The sequence below is a fragment of the Pelomonas margarita genome (assembly GCF_043555875.1).
GTDB classification, from domain to species: domain Bacteria; phylum Pseudomonadota; class Gammaproteobacteria; order Burkholderiales; family Burkholderiaceae_C; genus Pelomonas; species Pelomonas margarita.
In genome coordinates, this window is record NZ_JBIGHW010000013.1 from 18,663 (window position 1) to 43,817 (window position 25,155).

General features: G+C 70.5%; 19 protein-coding genes. 5 read left to right on the forward strand and 14 right to left on the reverse strand.

The genetic code is table 11. The annotated features are described in order from the left end of the window. Positions 1-53 precede the first annotated feature (53 nt). Positions 54-2,138, forward strand: a complete 2,085-nt coding sequence (locus tag ACG0Z3_RS19190) for a S8 family serine peptidase (RefSeq protein ID WP_394400446.1) — start codon at positions 54-56, stop codon at positions 2,136-2,138. On the opposite strand, the gene ACG0Z3_RS19195 is transcribed toward ACG0Z3_RS19190, so the two are convergent. Genes ACG0Z3_RS19195 through ACG0Z3_RS19205 form a run of 3 tightly spaced genes read right to left on the reverse strand, consistent with a single transcriptional unit; the run spans position 2,089 to position 3,951 of the window. After that, positions 2,089-2,760: a hypothetical protein gene (locus ACG0Z3_RS19195; RefSeq protein WP_394400448.1), complete on the reverse strand. Its 672-nt coding sequence runs from the start codon at positions 2,758-2,760 to the stop codon at positions 2,089-2,091. The two genes, ACG0Z3_RS19190 and ACG0Z3_RS19195, sit on opposite strands and share 50 nt — an antisense overlap. Beyond that, positions 2,757-3,479, reverse strand: coding sequence for a biotin--[acetyl-CoA-carboxylase] ligase (locus ACG0Z3_RS19200; RefSeq protein ID WP_394400451.1), 723 nt, complete (start codon positions 3,477-3,479; stop codon positions 2,757-2,759). Before ACG0Z3_RS19200 ends, ACG0Z3_RS19195 begins: the two co-directional genes overlap by 4 nt. Before the next feature lie 4 nt (positions 3,480-3,483). Then, entirely contained in the window at positions 3,484-3,951 is a 468-nt protein-coding gene (locus tag ACG0Z3_RS19205) for an SET domain-containing protein (protein ID WP_394400454.1), read from the reverse strand. A 235-nt stretch (positions 3,952-4,186) separates the two neighbouring features. On the opposite strand from ACG0Z3_RS19205, the gene ACG0Z3_RS19210 reads away from it, so the two are divergent. The 4 genes from ACG0Z3_RS19210 to ACG0Z3_RS19225 all read left to right on the forward strand — a co-directional run bounded on the left by ACG0Z3_RS19210 (position 4,187) and on the right by ACG0Z3_RS19225 (position 12,781). Then, positions 4,187-6,862 carry a DNA topoisomerase III gene (locus ACG0Z3_RS19210; protein ID WP_394400457.1) on the forward strand — a complete coding sequence of 892 codons (2,676 nt, stop codon included), beginning with the start codon at positions 4,187-4,189 and terminating at the stop codon, positions 6,860-6,862. Positions 6,863-6,933: 71 nt separating this feature from the next. Continuing rightward, a complete protein-coding gene (locus ACG0Z3_RS19215) occupies positions 6,934-8,784 on the forward strand; it encodes an ATP-binding protein (protein ID WP_394400460.1) in 1,851 nt (616 codons plus the stop codon). Positions 8,785-8,890: 106 nt separating this feature from the next. Beyond that, positions 8,891-9,877: an AEC family transporter gene (locus ACG0Z3_RS19220; protein WP_394400463.1), complete on the forward strand. Its 987-nt coding sequence runs from the start codon at positions 8,891-8,893 to the stop codon at positions 9,875-9,877. Between the two features lie 69 nt (positions 9,878-9,946). Next, the gene (locus tag ACG0Z3_RS19225; protein WP_394400465.1) at positions 9,947-12,781 is read left to right on the forward strand and encodes a M16 family metallopeptidase; all 2,835 of its coding nucleotides are present in this window, start codon (positions 9,947-9,949) and stop codon (positions 12,779-12,781) included. Here ACG0Z3_RS19225 and ACG0Z3_RS19230 read toward each other — a convergent pair. The 11 genes from ACG0Z3_RS19230 to ACG0Z3_RS19280 all read right to left on the reverse strand — a co-directional run bounded on the left by ACG0Z3_RS19230 (position 12,767) and on the right by ACG0Z3_RS19280 (position 24,965). Then, positions 12,767-13,534 carry a ParA family protein gene (locus tag ACG0Z3_RS19230; protein ID WP_394400467.1) on the reverse strand — a complete coding sequence of 256 codons (768 nt, stop codon included), beginning with the start codon at positions 13,532-13,534 and terminating at the stop codon, positions 12,767-12,769. The two genes, ACG0Z3_RS19225 and ACG0Z3_RS19230, sit on opposite strands and share 15 nt — an antisense overlap. A gap of 46 nt (positions 13,535-13,580) precedes the next feature. Then, positions 13,581-13,910: an antibiotic biosynthesis monooxygenase family protein gene (locus ACG0Z3_RS19235; RefSeq protein WP_394400470.1), complete on the reverse strand. Its 330-nt coding sequence runs from the start codon at positions 13,908-13,910 to the stop codon at positions 13,581-13,583. Then, complete coding sequence (locus tag ACG0Z3_RS19240) at positions 13,910-15,103, reverse strand: ATP-binding protein (RefSeq protein WP_394400472.1); 1,194 nt, start codon at positions 15,101-15,103, stop codon at positions 13,910-13,912. Before ACG0Z3_RS19240 ends, ACG0Z3_RS19235 begins: the two co-directional genes overlap by 1 nt. 30 nt (positions 15,104-15,133) lie before the next feature. Further along, positions 15,134-17,062, reverse strand: a complete 1,929-nt coding sequence (locus ACG0Z3_RS19245) for a B12-binding domain-containing radical SAM protein (protein ID WP_394400475.1) — start codon at positions 17,060-17,062, stop codon at positions 15,134-15,136. A 92-nt stretch (positions 17,063-17,154) separates the two neighbouring features. Further along, positions 17,155-18,804, reverse strand: coding sequence for a GMC family oxidoreductase (locus ACG0Z3_RS19250; RefSeq protein ID WP_394400478.1), 1,650 nt, complete (start codon positions 18,802-18,804; stop codon positions 17,155-17,157). A 48-nt stretch (positions 18,805-18,852) separates the two neighbouring features. Further along, positions 18,853-20,226 carry a cell envelope integrity protein CreD gene (gene creD / locus ACG0Z3_RS19255; protein WP_394400482.1) on the reverse strand — a complete coding sequence of 458 codons (1,374 nt, stop codon included), beginning with the start codon at positions 20,224-20,226 and terminating at the stop codon, positions 18,853-18,855. Between the two features lie 59 nt (positions 20,227-20,285). Beyond that, positions 20,286-21,704, reverse strand: coding sequence for a two-component system sensor histidine kinase CreC (creC, locus tag ACG0Z3_RS19260; protein ID WP_394400485.1), 1,419 nt, complete (start codon positions 21,702-21,704; stop codon positions 20,286-20,288). Next, positions 21,704-22,375 carry a two-component system response regulator CreB gene (creB, locus tag ACG0Z3_RS19265; RefSeq protein ID WP_394400749.1) on the reverse strand — a complete coding sequence of 224 codons (672 nt, stop codon included), beginning with the start codon at positions 22,373-22,375 and terminating at the stop codon, positions 21,704-21,706. The genes creC and creB overlap by 1 nt, the downstream gene beginning before the upstream one ends. Then, positions 22,363-23,388: an NAD(P)H-dependent flavin oxidoreductase gene (locus tag ACG0Z3_RS19270; protein WP_394400488.1), complete on the reverse strand. Its 1,026-nt coding sequence runs from the start codon at positions 23,386-23,388 to the stop codon at positions 22,363-22,365. The genes creB and ACG0Z3_RS19270 overlap by 13 nt, the downstream gene beginning before the upstream one ends. Then, entirely contained in the window at positions 23,388-24,020 is a 633-nt protein-coding gene (locus ACG0Z3_RS19275; RefSeq protein ID WP_394400491.1) for a MarC family protein, read from the reverse strand. Before ACG0Z3_RS19275 ends, ACG0Z3_RS19270 begins: the two co-directional genes overlap by 1 nt. A 30-nt stretch (positions 24,021-24,050) precedes the next feature. Beyond that, positions 24,051-24,965 carry a hypothetical protein gene (locus ACG0Z3_RS19280; RefSeq protein ID WP_394400494.1) on the reverse strand — a complete coding sequence of 305 codons (915 nt, stop codon included), beginning with the start codon at positions 24,963-24,965 and terminating at the stop codon, positions 24,051-24,053. Positions 24,966-25,155: the final 190 nt, after the last annotated feature.

Genomic DNA, 25,155 nt, shown 5'->3' on the forward strand with positions numbered 1-25,155 from the left:
CTAAACTGAAACGATCCCCAGCCGCCCCGGCCGCCTTGCGGCCGCTGCCCGCCATGAAGTCCCTGCTGTCTGCCCTTGCCGCCGCCGTGCTGGCCCTGCCGGTGTCGGCCCAGTCGCCGGCCGAAACCGAGGCCCGCGTCATCGTCCGCTTCAAGCCGCAGGCCGACAGCGTGCGAGCCAAGGCGCTGAGCCTGCGCGCCACGCGGCTGGAGGCGCGCGAGATCGCGCAGACCCGCGCCACCGCGTTGGGGATGCGCACCGGCCACGCGTTGCGCGCCGGGCTCAGCCTGGACGAGCGCACCCACGTGGTCACGGCCAGCGGCCTGAGCGCCGCGCAACTCGTCAAGCGGCTGGTGGCCGACGCCGAGGTGGAGCTGGTGGCCGTCGACGGCCGCCGCAAGCGCATGGCGGTGCCCAACGATCCGCTGTTCGGCAGCGCCACCGTCAACCCCGAGGGCACGGCCAACGGCATTCCCAGCCGCACCATCGACCAGTGGTATCTGAAGGCGCCCAGCAGCACGCCGGGTGAGGTGGTGTCCAGCGTCAACGCGCCGGCCGCGTGGGAGCACACAGCCGGCCTGAGCAGCACCACCGTCGTGGCCGTGTTGGACACCGGTGTGCGCCTGGACCACCCCGACCTGGCGGGTCAGTTCGTGGCCGGCTACGACATGATCGGCTACGGTAGCCCGGGCAACACCTCGACGGCCATCGCCAACGACGGCGGCGGGCATGACAGCGATCCGTCCGACCCGGGCGACTGGGTCAGCAGCAGCGACGTGGCCGGCGGCACGCTGGGCAGCGGCTGCGACAGCAGCGATGTGGGCAACAGTTCGTGGCATGGCACCCGCGTGTCCGGCATCGTGGCGGCCAAGGCCAACAACGGCCAGGGCCTGGCCGGCGTGGGCTGGAGCGGCAGCGCCCAGACCGGCCTGCTCAAGGTGCTTCCCGTGCGTGTGCTGGGCAAGTGCGGCGGCTATGACAGCGACATCATCGCCGGCATGCGCTGGGCGGCCGGCCTGAGCCTGCCGGGCGTACCGGCCAACACCAACCGCGCCAAGGTGCTCAACCTCAGCCTGGGTGGCAGCGGCAGTTGCGGTACCACCGGCACCGGCGCGCTCTACCGCGAGGCCATCACGGCCATCAACGCCACCGGCGCCACCATCGTCGTGGCGGCCGGCAACTCGGCGGGCCAGGCCGTGGGTCTTCCGGGCAACTGCCCCGGCGTCGTCTCGGTGGCGGCGCTGCGCCATGTGGGCACCAAGGTGGGTTTCTCCAGCGTCGGCACCGAGGTGACCATCGCGGCGCCGGGCGGCAACTGCATCAACATCAATTCGGGCCAGCCTTGCCTCTACCCCATGGTCAGCACGACCAACCGGGGCACGACTTCGCCCATCGCCAATGACGAGGGCTACACCAACAGCAACGCGTCGGTCGGCACCAGCTTCTCGGCGCCGGTGGTCAGCGGCATCGTGGGCCTGATGGCGGCGGTGCGGCCGTCGCTGACGTCCACCGAGGCGACGCAGATCCTCAAGGCCACGGCGCGCGCCTTCCCCACCAGCGGCGGCACGGCCGGCACGCTGGCCTGCGTGGCGCCGGGTTCGGCCGAGCAACTGGAGTGCTACTGCACCACCGCCACCTGCGGCGCCGGCATGGTGGACGCGGCCGCTGCGGTCGCTGCGGCCAAGGCCTTGAACGGCACGACGGTTGCCATCGCGCAGAGCCCCGCCAGCGGCCTGACCGCCGGCCAGACGCTGACGCTCACCGCCACGCCGGCTGGCCTGCCCAGCGGCCGCACGGTGGCGTCCACCGCCTGGGTCATCACCGACAATGGCGGCATCGTCAACGCCTTTGCGTCTGGCGCCAGCACCGCGACGGCCACCGTCACGCCCATGGGCGCCGGCAGCTTCACGGTGCGGGCCGATGTGACCGACAACCTCGGCCTGGTCTACAGCCAGACGGCCACGGTCAGCGTCGCGGCAGCGGCCGTTACGCCGACGCCCACGTCAACCCCCACGCCCACCAGCAGTGGCGGCGGTGGTGGCGGTTCGGCCAGCCTGGCCTGGCTAGCGTCGCTGCTGCTGGCGGCGTTCAGCCTGCGGAAGCGCTCGACGCGGCCGGCGCTGCAGCGCAGGCCTTGATCACGGCTGCCAGCGCGGCGTCTTTGCTGGCCTTCAGGCGCTCGGTCTGCAGGCCGTCGGCCTGGAACACCAGCGTGTGGCGGGCCTGGGTCGGCTTCAGCGCCAGCACGCGCAGGCCCTTCATGCCGCGCTTGCCGAAGGCCTCGATCTGCGCCTCGGCGGCGTCCTTGCTGGCGTGACGGGTGAACACGAACGAGGGCTGTTCGGCGGGCATGCCCTCCAGCAGGTCGTAGTTCAGGCGCAGCTGCTTGTAGGTGGCTTCCTTGCGGGCGCGGAACTCGGGGTCGGCCAGCCGGATGGTGGCCACGGCCCACTCGCCAGGTTGCTGGGCGCTGCGTGTCTGCAGCTCGGCAATGCCCAGGCCGCGCAGCGCCGCCTGGGCGCCGGCCAGGGCGGCGTCGCCGTCCAGCGGTCCCAGCTCCAGGCAGCTGCGGCGGGCCAGCGCGGCCACGGCACTGGCGGCCAGGGGCTGGATGCGCTCGGGGTGCTGCTGCGCGGCCAGGCGCTGCGGCTCGCGCCCCGCCTGGGCGGGCAGGCCGGTGACGGTGTCCAGCCAGCCTTGTGACCACATGAAGAACAGCGCATTGGCTGCCAGCAGGACGATGACGACGATGCGCATCATGGGGACGGATTCTCCAGTCTGAGGCTCAGTTCACCGGCGCTGATGAGGCTGAGGCCGGTGTCGGTGTCCAGCAGCAGCTCGCCGCTGGTGGAGACGCCGCGCGCGATGCCCGTGCGCTCGCCGACGCGCACGGGCCGGCCGGCGGCCAGGTCGCGCCGGGAGAACGCGAGCTGCCAAGGGCCGAAGCCCAGCGTCTCGAAGTCGGCGAGCAGGGCACGCAAGGCCGGGGCCAGCCGGTCCAGCGTGGTCGATGCGGTAGCGGTGGGGTCCAGCGTCTGCAGCGCCGCGTGGCCGCTGGCGTAAGCGCTGCGGTCGGCGTCCGGCGGCAGCGCTTGCAGGTTCAGGCCGATGCCGATGACGACGCCGCGGCGTTCGCCCGGCACAGACACGGTCTCGATGAGGATGCCGCCCAGCTTGGCCCCGTCCATGAACAGGTCGTTGGGCCACTTCAGGCGCAGCCGTTCGCCGGCCGGGTCCAGCACGTCAGCCACCGTGCAGCCCACGGCCAGCGACAGGCCGGAGAGATCCAGCGCGGCCGGCAGCGAGGTGGCGACCGAGAAGGTCAGCGCTGCGTCATCACTTTGCCAGGCGCGGCCCAGGCGGCCCCTGCCGGCGGTCTGGCGTGCGGCCGACAGCAGCAGCGGCCCGCCGCCCGCGCGCAGGTGCGCGAGCGCCTCGGTGTTCGTGGAGCCGCATTCGGCGAGGTGGCGCCGCTCCATGGCGTCAGCGGCGCGTCTTGGGGGCGAGCATGGTGCCGCGGCAGGTGAGCGCCCCGCACCAGCAGGCGAACTGCTTCTTGACCTTGGCTGTGTGGCGCTCGTCGAGCACGAGGCCGTAGTCGTAGAACAGCTCCTCGCCGGGTTCGATGTCGCGCAGCGCCAGGATGAAGACGCGCCCATCGGTCTCGTCGGCCTCGCAGTTGGGCTCGCAGGCGTGGTTGATCCAGCGGGCGTCGTTGCCGTCGTGCAGCGCGTCGATGACCTGGCCGCCTTCGATGTGGAAATAAAAGGTGTGATTGGGCTGGCTGGGGTCGTGCGGGTGGCGGCGCACCGCCTCGTCCCAGCTGATGCGCTCGCCGGTGTATTCGATGATGCGCGCGCCCGCCGCGATGGGCGCCACCGCGTACACGCCGCGCCCATGCACGCCGGAGTCACGGACTTCGATCTTGCGGCGCGGTGTTTTGGTGGCCATCAAACGCTGTGGTACGGTGATTTCATGGGTGCGCGTGCGTGTAGGCGTGCGCGCGAGGCCCGGATTGTAGGCACCAGAAAGTGACACCCCTCGGCCAAGGCGTGCCTTGGCCGGTCCCCCGAGGGGACGGCGATTGACCGGGCATGGAGCCCGGTCAACATCGCCTGACGGGCCGGCTTGGGAGCGGCCCGGCGCTCGGCCCGGAAGACGAACAGACAACCTGATTGAACGACCGATGACGAAGACCCTGATCATTGCCGAGAAGCCCTCTGTCGCGCAGGACATCGTCCGCGCGCTGACCCCTGTGGCGGGCAAGTTCGACAAGCACGACGACCACTTCGAGAACGAGCAGTACGTCGTCAGCTCGGCCGTGGGCCACCTGGTGGAAATCGCGGCGCCCGAGGAGTTCGACGTCAAGCGCGGCAAGTGGAGCTTCGCCAATCTGCCGGTGATCCCGCCTCACTTCGACCTGAACCCCATCGACAAGAACAAGGGCCGGCTCAACGCGCTGACCAAGCTGATCCGCCGCAAGGATGTGACGGCCCTCATCAACGCCTGCGACGCGGGGCGCGAGGGCGAGCTGATCTTCCGCCTCATCGAGCAGTACGCCACGCCGGCCAAGGGCCCGCTGAACAAGCCCATCAAGCGGTTGTGGCTGCAGTCCATGACGCCCGCGGCCATCCGCGACGGCTTCGAAAAGCTGCGCAGCGACGCGCAGATGCTGCCGCTGGCCGACGCCGCGCGCTGCCGCTCCGAGGCTGACTGGCTGGTGGGCATCAACGGCACGCGGGCCATGACGGCCTTCAACTCGCGCGACGGCGGCTTCTTCCTGACGACGGTGGGCCGCGTGCAGACGCCGACGCTGTCGGTCGTCGTGGAGCGCGAAGAGAAGATCCGCAAGCACGTCGCCCGCGACTATTGGGAGCTGCGCGCCAACTTCGACGCCCAGGCCGGCCAGTACGAGGGCAAGTGGTTCGACCCGGCCTGGAAGAAGAACGACGACGCCGAGCGCCGTGCCGACCGGCTGTGGAACGCGGCTGACGCTGAGGCCATCGCGAAGGCGGTGCTGGGCCAGCCCGCCATGGTGACGGAAGAAAGCAAGCCCAGCACGACGAGCTGCGGCGGCCTGTACGACCTGACGACGCTGCAGCGCGAGGCCAACTCGCGCTTCGGCTTCTCGGCCAAGACGACGCTGTCCATCGCGCAGGCGCTGTATGAAAAGCACAAGGTGCTGACCTACCCGCGGACGGACTCGCGCTTCCTGCCCGAGGACTACCTGGCCGTGGCCAAGGACACGGCCAAGATGCTGGCGACGGAAGACCTGCCCGGCCCGCTGGCCGCGCTGTCGCAGCACGCCGCCAAGTCTCTGAAGGAGGGCTACATCAAGCCCACCAAGAAGGTGTTCGACAACGCCAAGGTGTCGGATCACTTCGCCATCATCCCGACGCTGCAGGCGCCCAAGGCGCTGACCGAGGTGGAGGCCAAGCTGTACGACATGGTCGTCAAGCGCTTCCTGGCGGTGTTCTTCCCGCCGGCCGAGTTCCTGGTCACGACGCGTATCAGCAAGGTGCTGGTGACTGGCCCCTCGGTCGCGCGTACGCGTCCGGTCCCCCAAGGGGACGCCGCCGCCCTTGGGAGCGGCCCGGCGGGCGGCGCGCATCACTTCCAGACCAACGGCAAGGTGCTGGTGAAGCCGGGCTGGCTGGCCGTCTACGGCAAGGACGTGGACGACGAGGACGCCAACCTCGTGCCGGTGAACACCGGCGAGGTCGTGCGCACCGAGAGCGTGGACGTGAAGGCGCTGCAGACCAAGCCGCCGGCGCGCTACACGGAAGCCACGCTGCTCTCCGCGATGGAAGGCGCCGGCAAGCTGATCGACGACGACGAACTGCGCGAGGCCATGGCCGAGAAGGGGCTGGGCACGCCGGCCACGCGTGCGGCCACCATCGAAGGCCTGATCACCGAGAAGTACATGCTGCGCGAAGGCCGCGAGCTGATTCCGACGGCCAAGGCCTTCCAGCTGATGACGCTGCTGCGTGGCCTGGAGGTGGAAGACCTGACCAAGCCCGAGCTGACCGGCGACTGGGAGTCCAAGCTTGCCGCGATGGAGAGGGGCAAGCTCAGCCGCGAGCAGTTCATGGCCGAGATCGCGGCCATGACCGAGAAGATGGTCGCCAAGGCCAAGGGCTACGACCGCGACACCATCCCTGGCGACTACGCGACGCTGAAGGTGCCGTGCCCCACCTGCGGCGGCGTGGTCAAGGAGAACTACCGGCGCTTCACCTGCACCGGCAAGGACGGCGCAGCCGAAGGCTGCGGCTTCTCGATCGGCAAGATCCCCGGCGGCCGCAGCTTCGAGCTGGGCGAGGTGGAGACCTTCCTCGCCAACAAGAAGATCGGCCCGCTGGAAGGCTTCCGCTCCAAGGCGGGCTGGCCGTTCACGGCCGAGCTGGCGCTGGTCTATGACGACGAGATCGCCAACTGGAAGCTGGAGTTCGACTTCGGCGAGGACGCCAAGAAGGCCGAGAACGATGGCGAGCCGGTGGACTTCTCCGGCCAGCAGAGCCTGGGCGCCTGCCCCAAGTGCCAGGGCCATGTGTTCGAGCATGGCGCCAACTACGTCTGCGAGCACTCGGTGGGCGAAAAGGTGACCTGCGACTTCAAGACCGGCAAGGTCATCCTGACCCAGCCTATTGAGCCGCCGCAGGTGCATAAGCTGCTGGCCGAGGGCAAGACCGACCTGCTGGAGAACTTCGTTTCCAACAAGACGCGCCGCAAGTTCAAGGCCTTCCTGGCCTATGACAAGAAGGAAGGCAAGGTCGTCTTCGAGTTCGAGCCGCGCGCGGGCAAGCCGGCGGCGAAGGCTGCAGGCAAGGCGGCGCCGGCCAAGAAGACCGCCGCCAAGCGCTAATCCATCATCTCCATGCAATTGCGCCTATGCTGCGCCCTCGGCCCGCCAACGGGCCACGAGGGGAGTCGCTGATGAGCATAGGCATTCAGACACGTCTGACCGCCGGCATCGCGCTGGTGGCCAGCCTGCTCGTGGTGGCCGTGGGCTGGACCTGGACGGTCTATGAGGAGCGCGAGCTCGTCAAGGCGCTGCAGCAGCGCGAGGCGCGCATGGCCGGGCTCATCGAGCGAGGCTTTGCCGGCCCGATCTGGAACCTGGACCACGTGGCCATCGAGAACCTGCTCGACGCCGTCATGGCCGACCCCGAGGTGCACGCCATCGAGCTGCGCGGGCTGGGCCTGCGTGGCGGGCTGGCGCGGCGCGAGCGCAGCCACGCGGGCAGCGGCCTGCTGGTGCGCGAGTTCGCCGTCAATTACCAGCCCGGTGCCGACGCGCCCGGCGCTCAGGTTGCGACGGCAGTGCTGACCTTCACGCGCATCCACATCGACGAGCAGGTCCGCCGCACGCGGGTGTTCTTCCTGGAGCTGATGGCCGTGGTGCTGGTGGGCATCGTGGCGGCCAGTTCGCTGTTGGTGCACTGGCTGGTGCGCCGGCCCGTGGCGCGGCTGGGTGGCCTGGCCCAGCGCGTGGCGGCGGGCGACCTGGGGGCGCAGGAGACCGTGGAGCGGGCCGACGAGATCGGCGAGCTGACCCGGCAGTTCAACGACATGAGCCTGGCACTGCGCGGTGCGGGCGAGCAGGTGGGGCGCGCCTCGCTGACGCTGCGTGTCAGCGAGGCGCGCTACCGCAGCCTGTTCGAGAACGCGACGCAGGGCATCTTCCAGGCAGACGCCGAGGGGCGGGTGCTGCAACTCAACCGCGAGTTGACGCGGATGCTGGGCCTGGGCGAGCAATCGGTGGCGGGCCGGCGGCTGCGCGAGGTGGCCGGCGTGGCGCGGGACGACATGCTGCGCATCACCCATCTGATGAACGAGCAGGGGCGGGTGCAGCAGGTGCAGCTGCCGCTGCGGGTGCCGGGCGGCGCCTCGCTGTGGGTGGAGCTGAGCGCGCACTGGGTGGACGCCGGTGGCGGGCAGCGCCGCGTGGAGGGCATGGTGAGCGACATCTCGCTGCGCCGCCAGGCCGAGGCCGAGCTGGCGCGTCATCGCGAGCACCTGGAAGAGCTGGTGCTGGAGCGCACGGCCGAGCTCAACGAGGCCAAGCTGCGCGCCGAGGCGGCCAACCAGGCCAAGGGCCGCTTCCTGGCCACGATGAGCCACGAGTTCCGCACGCCGCTGAACGCCATCCTCGGCTTCACGCAGCTGATGCAGATGGATGCCGGCGTGCCGGTGGCGCAGAAGGCCCGGCTGCAGCTGATGCGTGACTCCGGCCTGCACCTGCTGGAGCTGATCAACGATGTGCTGGACATGGCCAGCATCGAGGCCGGCAAGGTCAGTCTCAAGCCCGCGCCGGTGGACCTGCGCGCGCTGCTGGACATGGCCTGCGACAGCGTGCGCCTGCGCGCCGAGCAGAAGAACCTGGCGTTCGCGGTGGACATCGACCCCCGCCTGCCGCAGCAGGTGCTGGTGGATGGCCAGCGCCTGCGCCAGGTGCTGCTGAACCTGCTGTCCAACGCGGTGAAGTTCACCGACAGCGGCACGGTCAGCCTGGCGGCCGGCCTGCTGGAGCCGGTGCAGGCGGGCCAGGCGCGCCTGCACTTCAGCGTGACCGACAGCGGCATCGGCATGACGGCGGCCCAGCAGGCGCGGCTGTTCCAGGCCTTCGAGCAGGTCTCCGAGGCCTCGCGCACGCTGGGCGGCACCGGGCTGGGGCTGTCCATCAGCCAGCAGTTGGTGCGCCTGATGGGCAGCCAGATCCTCGTGCAGAGCACGGCGGGGCACGGCAGCAGCTTCGGCTTTGAGCTTCGGCTGGCTGTGGCGTGAGCTGGGTATCGGCGGTGTCCGCCGCGCGCATGCACGCCACGGGGTCGGTTGTGCTTTGGGCGTGCCGCCTGAGCAGGTCGGCTCGAGGCCCGGACAAGGGCTGGCCATGACGTGGGCCATCGCTGCCAAGTTGCTGGCCATTCTGGTGGCCGTTGCGATTGGCTGGGTCGTGGGCCGCATGCGCTGGCTGGGCGGCGGCGCCGCCGGCAGCGACAGCGACCCCGCTCGCGTGCTGGCCAACGCGGCCTTCTACATCTTCGTGCCGGCGCTGCTGTTCCGCACTACGGCGCGGCTGGACACCGACGCGCTGCCCTGGGCCTTCCTGGGCGCCTTCTTCGTGCCGGCGCTGCTGCTGGTGGGCCTGCTGTATGCGCTGTACCGCTGGCGCCGCCCGCCGGGCGAGAACGTCGTGGCGCCCAGCGTCAAGGCCATCACGGCCGGCTTCGGCAACACGCTGCAGGTGGGCCTGCCGGTGGCGGCGGGCGTGTTCGGCGAGCAGGGGCTGGCGCTGCACATCGCCGTCGTCAGCCTGCATGCGCTGTGCATCCTCAGCCTGCTGACCACGCTGGTGGAGCTTGACCTGGCGCGCGAGCGCAGCGGCGGCAGCCTGCTGGACACGCTGGCGCAGACCGTGCGCAACACCGTCATCCACCCGGTCGTGCTGCCTGTGCTGGCCGGCCTGGCCTGGGGCGCGACCGGCGTGCCGCTGCCCGCCGTCGCGGATGAGGCGCTGCAGACGCTGGGCACGGCCGTGGTGCCGCTGTGCCTCACGCTGATCGGCATGTCGCTCGCCTACTACGGCTGGCCGCGCACCTGGAACGGCCTGCTGGGCCTGGTGGCCGCCAAGCTGATGCTGATGCCGGCCGTCGTGCTGGTGCTGGCCTACTGGGGCCTGGGGCTGCGCGGCATGCCGCTGGCCGTCATCGTGATGATCGCGGCGCTGCCCACGGGCTCCAACGCGCTGATCTTTGCGCAGCGCTACCGCGCGCTGGAGGCCGAGGTGACGGCTGCCACGGTGGTGTCCACCATCCTCTACGTGGCCACGGCACCGCTGTGGCTGGCGCTGCTGGCCTGGTTGTCCCCCTGGCCCTGACCAACCGCACTTGCCGCCGCAGGGCCCCTGCTGGCTCAATGCGGCCACCTTTGCAGAAAGCCCTGTTGCATGAGCACTCCCACCCCGCGCCGCCTGTTGGCCCTGCTGGCCCTGGCGGGCTTGTTGCACGCCACGTTGCCGGCCCAGGCTGAGCCCGCGACGGCCGGTGCCGTCAGTGTTGAAGCCGGCCGGCTGGCCATCCGGCATGAGAAGTTCGTGCTGGCCAATGGCTTCGAGGTCATCCTGGTGCCGGACCGCCGGCTGCCGCTGGTGGCCTTCAACCTGTGGGTGCATGCCGGCCCGCGCAACGAGGCCCAGGGGCAGACGGGCTTCGCGCACCTGTTCGAGCATCTGGTGTTCGCCGGCAGTCGCCATGTGCCGCGCGGCGCGTTCGACAAGCACATCGACGCTGCCGGCGGCACCGACAGCAACGGCTCCACCAACTTCGACCGCACCAACTACTTCTTCACGCTACCCGCCAACCAGCTGGAGAAGGGCCTGTGGCTGAAGGCCGACATGCTGGGCTGGATGATCGACGAGGTGGACTCGGTGGCCCTGGCCAACCAGCAGGACGTGGTGCGCAACGAGCGCCGCCAGACCACCGAGAACCAGCCCTACGGCCTGGTTGAGGAGGCCAAGTACCACGCGCTCTACCCCGAGGGCCACCCCTACCGCGCGGCCGTCATCGGCTCGCACGCCGACATCCAGCGCATCCAGCTCAAGGATGTGAAGGACTTCGCCCGCACTTACTACCGGCCCAACAACGCGACGCTGGTGCTGGCCGGTGACTTCGACCCGGCCCAGGCGAAGGCGCTGGTGCAGAAGTACTTCGGCACGCTCAAGCCCGGCCCCAAGCCGCCCGAGGTGCGCGTGACCACGCCCGAGATCACGCAGGAGCGCCGCCTCGTCATGACCGACCGCGTGGAGCTGCCCCGGCTCAATCTGGCCTGGCACACGCCGCCCTTGTACCAGCCCGGCGATGCCGAGCTCGACGTGGCCGCCCATGTGCTGGGCGGCGGCAAGGCCAGCCGGCTGTACGGCCTGCTGGTGCGCGAGAAACAGCTGGCGCAGAGCGTGGCCGTGATGCAGGGCTCGCAGTCGCTGAGCTCGGTGTTCGACATCGAGGTCGTGGCCCGGCCGGGTGTGTCGCTGGACGAGATCGAGCGCCTGGTGGACGCCGAGATCGCGCGCCTGGCCGCCACGCCGCCCACGGCTGCCGAGCTCGCGCAGGCGCGTGCCGTCATCGAGACGCAGGTGCTGCAGCGCATGGAGAAGGTGGCCACGCTGGCCGACCTCGTCAACCACTACAACCAGATGGCCGGCGACCCGGGCTTCCTGGCGCAAGACCTGGCCCGCTACGACGCGCTGACGCCAGCGGCGGTCAGTGCCGCCACGGCGCAGTGGCTGCAGCGCGAGCGCCGTGTCGTCATCCACGCGCAGCCGGGCGACAAGCTGTTGCCGCCCGAGGTGCCCACGCCGCCCATGCCCACCCGGGCCGCCAAGGGCGAGCGGGAGTCGCTGAACGGCCCCGAGCCGTGGCGCCTGAAGCCGCCCGCCGCGGCCTCGGCCAAGCCGCTGGCCTTGCCGGCGGCGCAGAGCTTCACGCTACCCAACGGGCTCACCGTCATCCATTCGCCCAAGCCTGGCCTGCCGCTGGTCAGCGCCAGCCTGGTGCTGCGCGCCGGCCAGGCCGCCAACCCGGCCGACAAGCCCGGCCTGGCTGGTTTTGTGGCGGCGATGCTGCCCGAGGGCTCGGCCACGCGCAGCGCGCAGCAGATCGCCGAAGGCCTGGCCGGCCTGGGCGCCACGCTGAGCGCGCAGGCCGGCGCTGAGGAGGCGCGGCTGGCGTTTTCCGGCCGCAAGGCCGCCGCCCGCGAGGGCCTGGCGCTGCTGGCGGAGCTGGCCCTCAGCCCCGCGTTCGCTGACGCCGACATCGAGCGCATCCGCGCGCAGCGTCTGGCCGCGCTGGCGCAGGTGCGCGAGCAGCCCGACCTGCTGGCCGAGGTGGTGGGCCAGCGTGCCGTCTACGGCGAGGGCCACCCGCTGGCCGAGAATGCGCTGGGCACCGTGGCCAGCCTGCGCGCGCTGGACGCGGCCGCGCTGCGCGCCTTCTGGCAGGCGCACTACCGCCCGGAGCGCGCCGCGCTGGTGGTGGCGGGCGACCTGAGCGAGGCCGAGCTGCGCGCCCTCGTGCAGCCGCTGTTCGGCGCCTGGCAGGGCCGGGGCGAGGCGCCGGCCCTGGCGCCGCTGCCGCCTGCGCGGCCCACGGCGGCCCGCACCCTCGTGGTGGACCAGCCGGGGGCGTCGCAGACGGCGCTGGCCATCGTCTCCCCCGGGCCGACAGCGGCTACGCCCGACGCCGCGCCGCTCAAGCTGATGAACGCGGCCCTGGGCGGGCTGTTCACGTCGCGCATCAACCACCAGCTGCGCGAGGTCAAGGGCTACACCTACGGCATCTACTCCGGCTACACGCTGGGTCGCGAGCGGGGCGAGTTCGGCATCCATGGCAGCGTGCGCACCGACGCGACCGGCCCGGCCGTGGCCGAGATCTGGCGCCAGGTCACCGGCATGCGCACCCGCCCCATGGGCGCGGCCGAGCTGACGCGGGTGCGCAATGCGCAACTGCTGTCGCTGCCCGGCCTGTTCGACACCAACGGCGCGGTCGTGGCCGGCTATGCGGGCAACTGGGCTATCGGGCGGCCGCTGTCGTCCATCACCGCGCTGCCGGCGCAGTACGCCGCCATCACCGCCGCCGATGCGCTGAAGGCGGCCCGGCAACACTTAGATCCCTCGCAGCTCATCGTCGTGGCCGTGGGCGACCGCGCCAAGGTGCTGCCGCAGCTGCGCAAGCTGGGCCGCCAGGTCGAGCTGCGCGACGCCGAGGGGCAGCTATCCCGGCAATGACTCGTACAGCGCCACCAGCTCCTGCGTGAGCTTGTGGCGCGGGTCGAGGTGGACCATGGGCCGGCTCAGCTCGTGTGATTCCTTGACCTTCACGCTGGCCGACAGGTAGGGCTGCAGCACCGGCAGGCCCTCGTCCAGCAGCTCCTGTACCACGCGCTGCGGCAGCGAGGCCCGGGCCTGGAACTGGTTCACGACGATGCCCTCCACGTGCAGGTCGGGTGCGTGGTCGGCCTGGATCTCCTGCACCGCCTCCAGCAGCCCGTACAGCGCGCGGCGTGAGAAGTCGTCGCAGTCGAACGGGATCAGGCAGCCCTGCGCCGCGATCAGCGCCGAGCGCGTGTAGAAGTTCAGCGCCGGCGGCGTGTCGATCCAGATCTCGTCGTACTGCTTCTCCAGCTTCAGCAGCGCGTCGCGCAGCTTGTAGATCTTGTAGCGGCTCTCCAGCTTGGCGTGCAGCTCGTCCAGCTCGGGGCTGGCGGCCATCACGTGCAGGCCGTCCCAGGCCGTCTCGCTGATGAACTCGCTGCCGTCGCTGTCGCGCACGCTGAACTTCAGCGTCTGCGCAAAGAAGTCGGCCGAGCCGGCCAGCGGCTCGTCGGCCGCCTCGCCCAGCAGGTAGCGCGTGGTGTTGCCCTGGCAGTCCAGGTCGATGACCAGCACCCGCTTGCCATGCGCCGCGGCAATCGCCGCCAGGTTGCTCGTGATCGTGGACTTGCCCACGCCACCCTTCTGGTTGAACACGACTCGCCGCATCGCCGCCACCTCCTGTTGGTTGCGTCGATTGTGCACTGCACAAAAGTCAGCGGGCGGGCCGGTCCTTCAGCGGATGCGGGATGCCGCCGTCGCCATAGCTGCGCAGCACCTCGGCGATGACGACCTGGTAGCCCTTCAGCCACTTGGCTTGGGCCTGCTTGGCCTCGCGGTGTGCGGCATCGCCCATCAGCTGCTGCAACGCGGCCATCGAGTCCCAGTAGTAGACGTTGGAGACCAGCCCGGTCGTGGCGTTCTCCCAGGTCTCCTCGCCCAGGTAGCCGGGGGTGGCGCGGGCCATGTCGGCGATGCGCGCATCCAGCGCGTGGAACTCGTCGTCGTAGGTGCCCGGGGCGAACGTGAAGGTGGACGTGAACATCAGCTCTTGCGCCAGTCCTCACCCGGCATGATGCGCTTCATGAACTGGTCGAACATGGGCACGGTGAAGGCGGTGTCGCCATGGTTTGGGCTCCAGATCATGCCCTTGGCGATCAGCGAGCTGCGGGTAGGTGCTAGCGAGGTGACCTTGGCCGGATAGCCAGTGGCGATGTCGCCTGATCGGTGCGGTCCCGCGCCGAGTTCCGCCATTGCGCGCAGGTATCGCTTTTCCTTGGGCGTTAGCCTGTCGAACCGGACGCGGAAGAAGCTCTCGTCAAGAGCGGCGACAACGATGGCGGTGGCTTGGTTCACATCCTTCAGCGTGAGTGGCGACGCGCTGGCGGTTTCCCACGTGTAGTAGCCCCATTGCTGCAGGAAGTAGGCATACCCCTCGGTGACGTTGATCAGCTGATCCATGGCGTCGTCGTCGATGGCTGTGCCCTCATCTGCGAGCGGCTTGACGATGGCCCGCCGTGCGGCAGCTGCGGGCAATGGACCTATCTCGGGAAAGTTGAACAGTCGCTCGGCGTATGACTTGGCATTGCCCATGCGGCCGCGCAGCTGCGGCAGGCCGGCACCGACCAACACGATAGGCAGCTGGCGTTGCTCGGTCCGGTGCATGGCCGTGATCAGGGCAGCCATCTGGTCTTCATCGACGTACTGGAGTTCGTCGATGAAGAGGACCAAGGCGGTGTCGGCGGCCTTTGCCGCCAGTCCGACTTGTTCAAACAAGGCTTGCAGGTCGTGTTCCAGATCGCCGTTGTCGGCCAAGCCGGGTTCGCTGTCGTAGTCCAGCCCGACTTCGATGTCGTTGTAGGTGGCCTTGAGCATGCTCGCGAAACCGGCCAGTGCACGAAGCCCGCGGATGGCGATGTCTTTGGCGGCTTGGAGATGACTCAGCCTCAGCAATGCCTGCCGCAGCTGAGGGGCCAGAAGTGCCGGCAGCGACCGGCCTTCCGGAGCCTCAATGCGGATCGTGTGGATGCCTGCGGCTTCTGCGTCGGCACGCACGCGATCCAGCAACACCGTTTTGCCAACACCTCGAAGGCCCACCAGCATCGCGCTCTTTGCGGGGCGGCCGATGCGAGCGCGTTCAATCGCGACGCGCAGTGCTTCACGCAGCTCATCCCGACCGGCAAGATCTGGAGGGGGTGTCCCGGCGCCGGGTGCAAAGGGATTGCGTATCGAGTCCATGCCCGATTTATAGCGATATTTGTGAATTTATCAAGAGTCGATAAATTGACTAATCTTCGAATAAAGTGCCCGCTCGACAAAGCGGCGCGGCACCGTGGTCTTGGGCACGCGCACGGGAAACCAGCTGCGGATGTCGCTGTCGATGCCGATGCCGTGCATGAAGTTGTAGAGGCCCTTCTTCAGCCCCTGGCCGAGGCCGTCGTGGTCGGTCTGCGTGGGGTCGATGAAGGCGATGTCGTTCTTCGCGAAGCGGCCGTCCGGCGGCAGCGGCTGCAGCGTGACGCCGTACTCGGCCGGGTTCATGCCCACCGGCGAATGCACCGTGCACGCGAAGCGGTGGAAAAAGCCGCTGTGGATGCAGCCGTGCTCGAACAGTTGGCGCACGTACTCCAGCGCGTCCACGGTGTCCTGCGTCGTCTGCGTCGGGAAGCCGTACATCAGGTAGGCGTGCACCAGCACGCCCGCGTCGGCAAACGCCTTGGTCACGCGGGCCACCTGTTCCACGCTGACGCCCTTCTTCATCAGCTTCAGCAGCCGGTCCGACGCCACCTCCAGCCCGCCCGAGATCGCGATGCAGCCGCTGTCGGCCAGCAGCTGGCACAGCTCGGGCGTGAAGGTCTTCTCGAAGCGGATGTTGCCCCACCAGCTGATGGCGACGTTGCGGCGCAGCAGCTCCTCGGCCAGCGCCTTCAACGCCTTGGGCGGCGCCGCCTCGTCGACGAAGTGGAAGCCAGTCTGCCCCGTCTCCTTCACGATGGCCTCGATGCGGTCCACCAGCACCTCGGCGCTCGCGGCCTCGTAGCGCGAGATGTAGTCCAGGCTCACGTCGCAGAAGCTGCACTTCTTCCAGTAGCACCCGTGGGCAATGGTCAGCTTGTTCCAGCGCCCGTCGCTCCACAGCCGGTTCATGGGGTTGAGCATGTCCAGCAGCGACAGGTAGCGGTCCAGCGGCAGCCCATCCCAGGTCGGCGTGCCGACCTCGTCGAAGGGAATGTCGGGCTCGACGAAGTTCGTATATCGGACCGTGCCTTCCTCGCGCCAGAACGTGCGCACCAGGCGCGTCTTCGAGCGCTTGCCCGCCACGTGTTCCAGCAGCGCCAGCAGCGGCCGTTCGCCGGCATCCAGCGTTACGTAGTCCACGAAGTCGAACAGCCGCGGCTCGGCCAGTTCGCGCAGCTCGGTGTTCACGTAGCCGCCGCCCAGCACGCACACCACCTCGGGCCGCGCCGCCTTGATCGCCTGCGCGATGCGCAGCGCCGCGTAGACCGAGCCGGGGAAGGGCGCGGACAGCAGCACGACGTCGGGCTGGTGCTGTTCCAGCGCTTGCCGCGTGAGCCGCTGCAGCGTGCGGTCGATGAGGTGGGGCGGCTCCGCCAGCGCCTCGGCCAGCGGGTCGAAGTGGGCCTGTGCGGCAGCCAGCTTCTCGGCATAGCGCACGAACTCGAAGCGCTCGTCCACCGCATCGCGCAGCACGTCGGCCAGGTCGTTCAGGAACAGCGTAGCGAGGTGGCGGGCGCGGTCCTGCAGGCCTAAAGCGCCGAAGGCCCAGGCCAGCGGGTCTTCACCCTCCTCGCCGAGGTAGTGATCCAGCGACGCAAAGCGCGCGCCCTCGGGCAGGAAGCTGCGCGTGTTGATGCGGTGGGCCAGCGTCGGGTCCTGCCCCTGCAGAAAGCGCAGCACGCGCGGCGTGACGGCGGTGAGGGTGTCGAACTCGGCGTCGAACCAGGCGGTCTGCGGCGTGCGGCGGTCGTCGGGCAGGGCCTGGACGATCTCGCGGATCTGCGCGAGCCCGGTGGGCGAGAACAGCTCCAGCACCAGCGTCAGCGCCAGGTCCACCTGCTGCGCATCGATCTGCCGCGAGCGCAGGAAGCCGGTCAGGTAGGCCGTGGACGGGTAGGGCGTGTTCAGCTGCGTCATCGGGGGGATGACGGCAAGGACGCGGAGGGACGCTGGAGACATGCCGGAATTGTCGCGGCAGGGCAGGCCGCAGGTCGGTGATGAACGACGTGAACCCCAACGGGCATGGCCGGCGCCGCCGGGGTGGTTGGGGGCTATCCCCCCAACCACCCCGCCAGCTTCTCCGCAATCATCAAGGTTGGCGACGCCGTGTTGCCGCTGGTGATCGTCGGCATCACGCTGGCGTCCGCCACGCGCAGGCCGCTCACGCCGCGCACGCGCAGCCGCGAGTCGACGACGGCGGTCGGATCGTCCCGGCGGCCCATCTTGCAGGTGCCCACGGGGTGGAAGATGGTGGTGCCGATGTCGCCGGCCACGCGCACCAGGTCCTCGTCGGTCTGCACCTGCGGGCCGGGCCGGAACTCCTCGGGCTGCAGGCCCGCCAGCGCAGGCTGGCTCACGATGCGGCGCGTCAGCTTCAGGCTCTCCACGGCCACGCGGCGGTCCTCGTCGGTGGACAGGTAGTTGGGCTGGATGGCGGGCGCCACGGTGGCGTCCGGCGAGGTGATGTGCAGGTGGCCGCGGCTGCTCGGGTTCAGGTTGCAGACGCTGGCCGTGAACGCGTCGAAGCGGTGCAGCGGCTCCCCGAAGGCGTCCAGCGACAGCGGCTGCACGTGGTACTCCAGGTCGGGCCAGGCCTGGTCGGGCGAGCTGCGCGTGAACGCACCCAGCTGCGACGGTGCCATGCTCATGGGCCCGCTGCGGCGCAGCGCGTACTCCAGGCCGATCAAGGCCTTGCCCAGCAGGGAGGCGCTGCGCGTGTTCAGCGTCTGGGTGCCCTGAACCTTGTAGACGGTGCGCAGCTGCAGGTGGTCCTGCAGGTTGGCGCCCACACCGGGCAGGTCGGCCTTGACGTTCAGGCCCAGCCGCTGCAGCAGCGCACCCGGGCCCAGGCCCGACAGCTGTAGCAGCTGCGGCGAGCCCACGGCGCCAGCCGCCAGGATGACCTCGCCGCCCGCGTTCAGCCAGGGCTGCTCCACGCCGTGCGGTGTCAGCACCTCCACGCCGCTGCAGCGCAGGCCGGTGTCGTCCTGCAGCAGGCGCAGCTTGCGCACCTGCGCGCCGGTCCACAGCTCGAAGTTGGGCCGGCCCAGGCAGGTGGGGCGCAGGAAGGCCTTGGCGGTGTTCCAGCGCAGGCCCTTCTTCTGGTTCACCTCGAAATAGCCCACGCCCTCGTTGGTGCCGGCGTTGAAGTCGCTGGTGGCGGGGATGCCGGCTTGCTGCGCTGCGGCGGCGAAGGCGTCCAGAATGGGCCAGCGCAGGCGCTGCTGCTCCACGCGCCATTCGCCGCGGTGGCCGTGCATGTCGGCAAAGCCCTCGGGCGCGGTCTTGGGGTCGTCCAGCCGCCAGTGGTGCTCGTGGCGGCGGAAGGCGCGCAGCACGCGGGGCCAGCGCCAGGTGTCGTCGCCGGTCAGGTCGGCCCAGTGCTCGTAGTCGCGGCTCTGGCCGCGCATGTAGATCATGCCGTTGATGCTGGAGCTGCCGCCCAGCACCTTGCCGCGCGGGTAGCGCAGGCTGCGGCCGTTGAGGCCGGTCTCGGCCTCGGTCTGGAAGCACCAGTCGGTGCGCGGGTTGCCGATGCAGTGCAGGTAGCCTACGGGGATGTGCACCCAGTGGTAGTCGTCCTTGCCGCCGGCCTCCAGCAGCAGCACGCGCTTGTGCGGGTCAGCGCTGAGCCGGTTGGCCAGCAGGCAGCCGGCGGTGCCGGCGCCCACGATGATGTAGTCGAAGCCTTCTTTGGACATGGAACTCTGCTGGGGGCCGCGCGGCGCACGGTTGGCCCGGAGCGTAAATCACTCGCCTTGACGCAGGCTTTCAGCGCCCAGGCGGTACCAGTCCAGCCGCCGCGTCAGCATCATCACCACCGCCAGCACCGCGAACAGCAGCACCGCGCCGATGACCAGTGCCGTCTGCTCGCGGCTCAGCAGCACGTACAGCGCACCGTACAGCAGCGCGATGCCGCCGCCGAAGGCCGCCCCGCGCGCCCAGCCGCCCAGCATGGCGGCGGCGTACTGCGTCAGCACGCCGGCCGCTGCCACCGCCGCGATCAGGTAGGCCACGAGGAAGGGCAGGTGCTCCGACAGGCTCAGCAGCAGCAGGAAGAACAGGCTGATCGCCAGGCCCACCAGCAGGTACTGCACCGGGTGCACGCGCCGGCCGGTCAGCAACTCCGTCAGGCCCACGGTGACGAAGGTCAGCGCGATGAACATCAGGCCGTACTTGATGGCGCGGTCGCTCATCACGTAGGGGTTCACGGGGTCGATGAGCTCCACGGCCATCACGTCCAGGCCGCCGCTGGCCGCGCCCTCGTCCACGCCGTAGGGCGAGGCACTGCGCGGCGCCGCCGCCAGCGGCTTGCCGGCCTGCAGGTCCGCCACGGCCGTGCTGGCCAGCGACGACACCGCCCAGCGCGCCGCGAAGCCGCTGACACCTACCTCGTGCGCCAACGGCAGGAATTGGCCGCCGAAGCTGGGGTGCGGCCAGCTGGACTGCAGGTTGACCTGCGTGTCGCCGGCCGCTGGCACCAGGCCCAGGCGCTGGCTACCCACGAGGCTGAGCTTGAGCGACACCTGCAGCGGCTCGCCCGCCTTCAGCTCGGGCAGTGGCGCGTGCAGGCCGTTGTAGCTGGGGTGAGGCGTGCCTGGCAGCGCGCGCAGCGGCTGGCCGTTTAGGCGCAGATCGGCCGCGCGGATGCCGCGTGGGTCGCTCAGCGCTACCACCAGCTGCGCCTCGCCGCAGTTCAGGCGGCCGTTGGCCTGCTCGGCCTTGGGGGCGGGCAGTACCAGGCTGTCCCACTGGGCTTGCATGTCCAGTTGCGTGGCGTAGGTGTTGACCTTGAACAGTCCGCGCTGGCGGACCTCGGGGCTTACGCCGCCGCTAACCTGCAGCCGGGCCGGTGCGGCCACCAGCCAGAACACGCGTGACGCGACGACCTCAGTCTTGTTGTCGGGGGCCAGGGTGGTCCAGTGCTCCTTGCAGGCGCGGGCCACCACGGGCCCGGCGAGCGCCTGCGGCCCGGCCAGCGCCTGCTCGACGGAGCGGGCCGCCTCGCGCTGGCGCATCTGGCGCTCGTGCACCAGCCCGCCGATCTGGGCGAGCACGAGGCACAGCAGGAGTGACACCACGGCCAGGATGGCCAGCTTGGAAAAGGTGGGGTTGAGCTTCATGCTGCCAGCATCGCGAGACGCTGTGAGGCGATGAGGTGCTGTGTGAAGCCGGCGTGAAGTCAGCGCGGCAGGATCAGGCTCACGCGCAGTCCCGGCGCCGCCGCCTCGAACGCCAGCCGCCCGCCATGCAGCTCGGCCACGCGCCGCGCGATGGCCAGGCCTAGACCCGAGCCCTTCACCAGGCTGCCGGGCCGAGCGGTGGAGAAGAAGCGCTGGCCCAGCTGGGCAAAGACGGCCTCGGGCACGCCCGGGCCGTGGTCGCGCAGCGACAGGCGCACCGACGTGGGCGTGCTGCTGACGGCGAGTTCCAGCGACGAGCCGGCGGGCGCGAAGTCGATCGCGTTGACCAGCAGGTTGCCGACCGCCAGCTCCAGCAGCGCGGCATCGGCCGGCGCACGGGCGTCGTCGCGGGCTGTCCAGACCACGCGCAGATCACGCTGCGCCAGCCGCGCCGCCTGCCGCTCGATCTGGGCGTCAGCCCAGACCGCCAGCGCCAGGTGTTGACGCTCGCCCAGACCCACCTGAGCCTCCAGCTGCGACAGCGCCAGCACGCGCTCCACCAGCGTCTGCAGTCGAGCTGTCTGGTCCAGCACCTGGGCGGCGAAGCGCTGGCGGTCGGCGGCGGGCAGCTCGTCCTGGAGCAGCTCGCCGCTGGCGCGCAACGCGGCCAGCGGGCTCTTGAGCTCGTGCGTCAGCGCGCGCACATCGTGCTCCAACTGCTCGCGGCCTTCCAGCCGGCGGCGCATGTCGTCCATCGCGTGGGCCAGGTCGCCCAGTTCGCCGGGCATGGCCGGCGGCGCGATGGCTTGGCCCGCCTGGGCCTGCTGCGCATAGCGGCGCAGCCGCCTCACCGAGCCCACCAGCCACAGCGTGACGCCTACGCCGACGACGAGGCTGGTTACCAGCAGTCCGGCGCCGGCCCAGAACACCCGCCGCTCCGCGCGGGCGACGAAGCGCTGCACACTGGCCACCGGCTTGGCCACGCTCACCACGCCCAGCGTGCGCCCGTCCTTCAGCACCGGCGCGGCCACCACCATCACCGTGCCATCGTGCCGGCCGTAGGGGCCTGCGCGGGCGCCGTAGTCGCCGCGCAGCGTGCGAGCCACATCGTTCCATTGCGAGTAGTCCTGCCCCACGGCCGTGGGCGTGCCGGAGTCCAGCACCACGCGGCCGCTGGCATCGGTGATGTAAACGCGCAGGTCCAGCGTCTGCTTGCGCAGGCCCCAGATCAGCGCGTCCACCTCGCGCCGCGCATAGCGCTGCAGCTGCGCGGCCAGTGGTCCGTCGGCGCGCGGCGGGCCAGCCGCCAGCTCGTCGGCGGCCACCTCGGCCAGCAGGTGGGCGGTGTCCACCATCAGGTCTTCCATGACCTCGCGCACGCTGGGCTTGACCTCGGCCAGGAACACCTTGAGCAGCAGCACCGCGCTGAGGCCGGCGATGAGGAAGAAGCCGAAGAAGACGCGCAGGCCCAGGCGCATCAGGGTTCCAGCGAGTAGCCCAAACCCCGATGCGTCTTGATCGGGTCGCGCGCGGGCGCCGCCTCGCGCAGCTTGGCGCGCAGCGTCTTGATGTGGGTGTCCACCGTGCGGTCGCCGCTGTCAGCGCTGCTGCCCCAGACAGCGTCCAGCAGCGTGTCACGGGCATGGATGCGCTGCGGCGCGGCCAGTAGCTTCAGCAGCAGGCCCAGCTCCAGCTTGGTGAGGTTCAGCAACTGGCCGTCCAGCCACACTCGGGCCCCGTCGACGACGAAGCCCGCGCTGGGGGGCGGCGCCGCCTGGGCCCTGCGCAGCAGCGCGCGCACGCGCGCCACCAGCTCGCGCGGGCTGAAGGGCTTGGCGAGATAGTCGTCGGCGCCCAGCTCCAGCCCCAGCACGCGGTCCATCTCCTCGCTGCGAGCGCTCAGCACGATGACCGGCAGTTGCTTCAGCGGCCCAGCGCGCAGCTCGCGGCACAGGTCCAGGCCGTGGCCGTCGGGCAGGCCGATGTCCAAGATGAGCAGGGCCGGCGCGGGCCCCGCGCGCAGCCGCTCGCGGGCCTCGGCCAGCCAGGATCGGTGCTCGACGGCAAAGCCCTCACGGCGCAGCGCGAAGGCCACGGTGTCGGCGATGGCCGGGTCGTCCTCCAGCAGCAGGATGCTTACGCGCGCCAGCCCTGCTGCAGCGCGGCCACCAGCTGCGCGGCCGTGCCAGGCGCGCGGTTCAGCGGCAAGGCCTGGCCGGCCCACAGGCTGAGCAAGTCCGCCTGGCCCGCCTTGGCGGCAGCCTGGCGCAGCGGCCGGCTGGCGGCGTTGGGCTGGGGGAAGTCGGGCAGGGCCACGCCGTCCAGCGCGCGCGTGACGCGGTTGGCCACGCCGCGCGCCAGGCGGCCGGAGAAGGCACGCGTCAGCGTGGAGTCGGCGTCGCGCGCTGCCAGCAGCGCGGCGCGGTAGGCAGGCGACAGCGGGCATTCGTCCACCAGCAGGAAGGCCGTGCCCACCGCTACGGCGCTGGCGCCCAGCGCCTGCGCGGCCGCGACGCCGCGCGCATCGCCAATGCCGCCGGCCGCGATGACGGGGATGTCCAGCGCATCCACCAGCTGTGGCACCAGGGCCATCGTGCCGATCAACGCGCCTTCGCTGCTGCTCAGGAAGCCGCCCCGGTGGCCGCCCGCCTCGTAGCCTTGCGCCACGACCGCGTCGACGCCGCTGGCCTGCAGCTGCAACCCTTCGCTCACATGCGTGGCCGTGCCGACAACGGTGAAGCCCTGCGCCTTCAGCGCCGCCACGCGCGCCGCGCCGGGGTCACCCATGACGAAGCTGACGACGGCGGGCCGCGCTGCGACGGTGGCGGCCAGTTGGGCCTCGAAGTCTTCCTCGCAGCGCTCGGGCCGCGCGGGCGCGGGTAGGCCCAGTTCGGCATGCCAGGGTGCCAGCCTGGCGAGGTAGGCGTCCATCGCGGCGTCGTCGCGCCGCGAGGGCTGGGGGCAGAACAGGTTGATGCCGAAGGGCCGGTCGGTGCGGGCGCGGATGTCGGCTGCCACCTCGGCGATGCGGGCCGGCGCCAGGTAGGCCGCGCCCAGCTGGCCAAAGCCTCCGGCTGCGCTGACGGCGGCAACGAGCGCCGCGCTGGCCGCTTCGCCGGCCATGGGCGCCATCCAGACGGGCGGCAGGTCGACCGGGCGCATCAACGCCCCGCCAGCGCCGGGAACAGCTTCATCAGGCCGTCGGCCAGCAGCTCCACCGCCAGCGCGGCCAGGATCAGGCCCATCAGGCGCGTCATGATGTTGATGCCGGTCTGGCCCAGCACCTTGGCGATCTTGCTGCTGGCCGAGAAGGTCACGAAGGTCACCAGCGCCACGACGACGCCATAGCCGCACAGGATGGCCAGCTCCCACCAGTGGCGGGTCTTGTCGGCGTAAATCACCATCGTGGAGATGGTGGCCGGCCCCGTCAGCAGCGGGATGGCCAGCGGCACGACGGCGATGCTGGCGCCGGCGTCCATCTTGCTGTCGCCGTCACTGACGTCGGTTGGCCGTGCCTCGGCCGGCTTGGCGTTGAGCATCTGCAGCGAGCTGATCAGCAGCAGGCAACCGCCGCCTACCTGGAAGCTGGCCAGCGAGATGCCGAAGAACTCGATGATCTTCAGCCCGAACAGGGCCGACAGCGCGATGACGATGCCCGCCGTGCTGGCGCTCACCAGCATGGTCTTGCGGCGCTGCTGGCGCGTCAGGCCCGCCGTGAAGTGGATGAAGAAGGGCACCACGCCCACGGGATTCACGATGGCCAGCAGGGCGACCAAGGGCTTGTAGATATCCATGACGGGCGATTGTGCGGTCGGTGTGAAGATTCACTCGGTCGGGGTGGCGGGGTCGTCGGTCAGCGCCAGGTAGACGGCGCAGCAGCCGCGCAGCCACACCAGCGTGGGCAGCGCCAGCGCCAGCGCGAACACCACGCCGCCGCCCACCAGCGCAGCCAGCCCCAGGTAGCCGCCCTCCAGCGGCACGCCGCTGGCACTGAGCGTGCGCGGGCCCAGGCCCTGCAGGCCCGCCAGCAACTGGCGCGCCGGCAGCTCGATGCCGGCGCCCAGGATGGCCAGCCCGGCCAGCAGCTTGCCGCCGCTGACGACGACGAAGCTCGCGGCGGCCGTCGTCAGCGCCACCAGCAGGTAGACGGTGGCCATCAGCAGCGCCGTCTCGGGCAGGCCGTGGCGCAGCCGCGCGCGCAGGAAGCCCAGCACGCCCGCGCTGCCCCGGCCGGCCCAGACCGCCGGCCCGGCCAGCGGCCCGACCAGGATGACCAGCACGAAGGCCAGGCCGCCCAGCAGCAGCACGCCCAGCGGCAGCACCACGGCCATCAGCGGCGCGCCCACCCACGGGAAGCGCGTGGCCCACAGCAGCGCAGCCAGCGCCGCCACGCCCGCGGCGGCCAGCGCCAGGCAGGCCAGCAGCGCGAGCAGCACGCGGTGGCCGCTGCGCAGCGCGTCGGACAGCGCGCCCTGCGGGTCGCGCACCGGCAGGCCGCGCGCCTGGTCCATCAGCATCAGGCCGGTGGTGTTGACGCCAAAAAAGGCGACAGCCAGGCCCAGCCCCAGCCACAGCGCGCCCATCGTTTCCTCGGCGCGGGCGAAGGCCGACTGCGCCGTGGCCAGCAGCAGGCCGGCCATGCAGAAGCCGGCGAGCAGCGCATACAGGGCGCGCAGGTTGCGGGCGGCGTCGATGCTGGCAAGGACGCGGGCGATGGCGGAAAGCAGCGGAGATTTCATCGGATGGCGATGCTAGCGATGACGCGAGCATGAGAAACGGGACTCGACAGGGTTTGTGCTAGCTCTGAAAAACAACACTTGAGCAGGCACCCTCTGGCAAGAAGGAGCCTCGCCACCATAATGATTCGCCTGTGTCTGGACGCCGCACCTTCGCTTGAATGGTTCACGATGGGTTGAAGCTCCACATGGT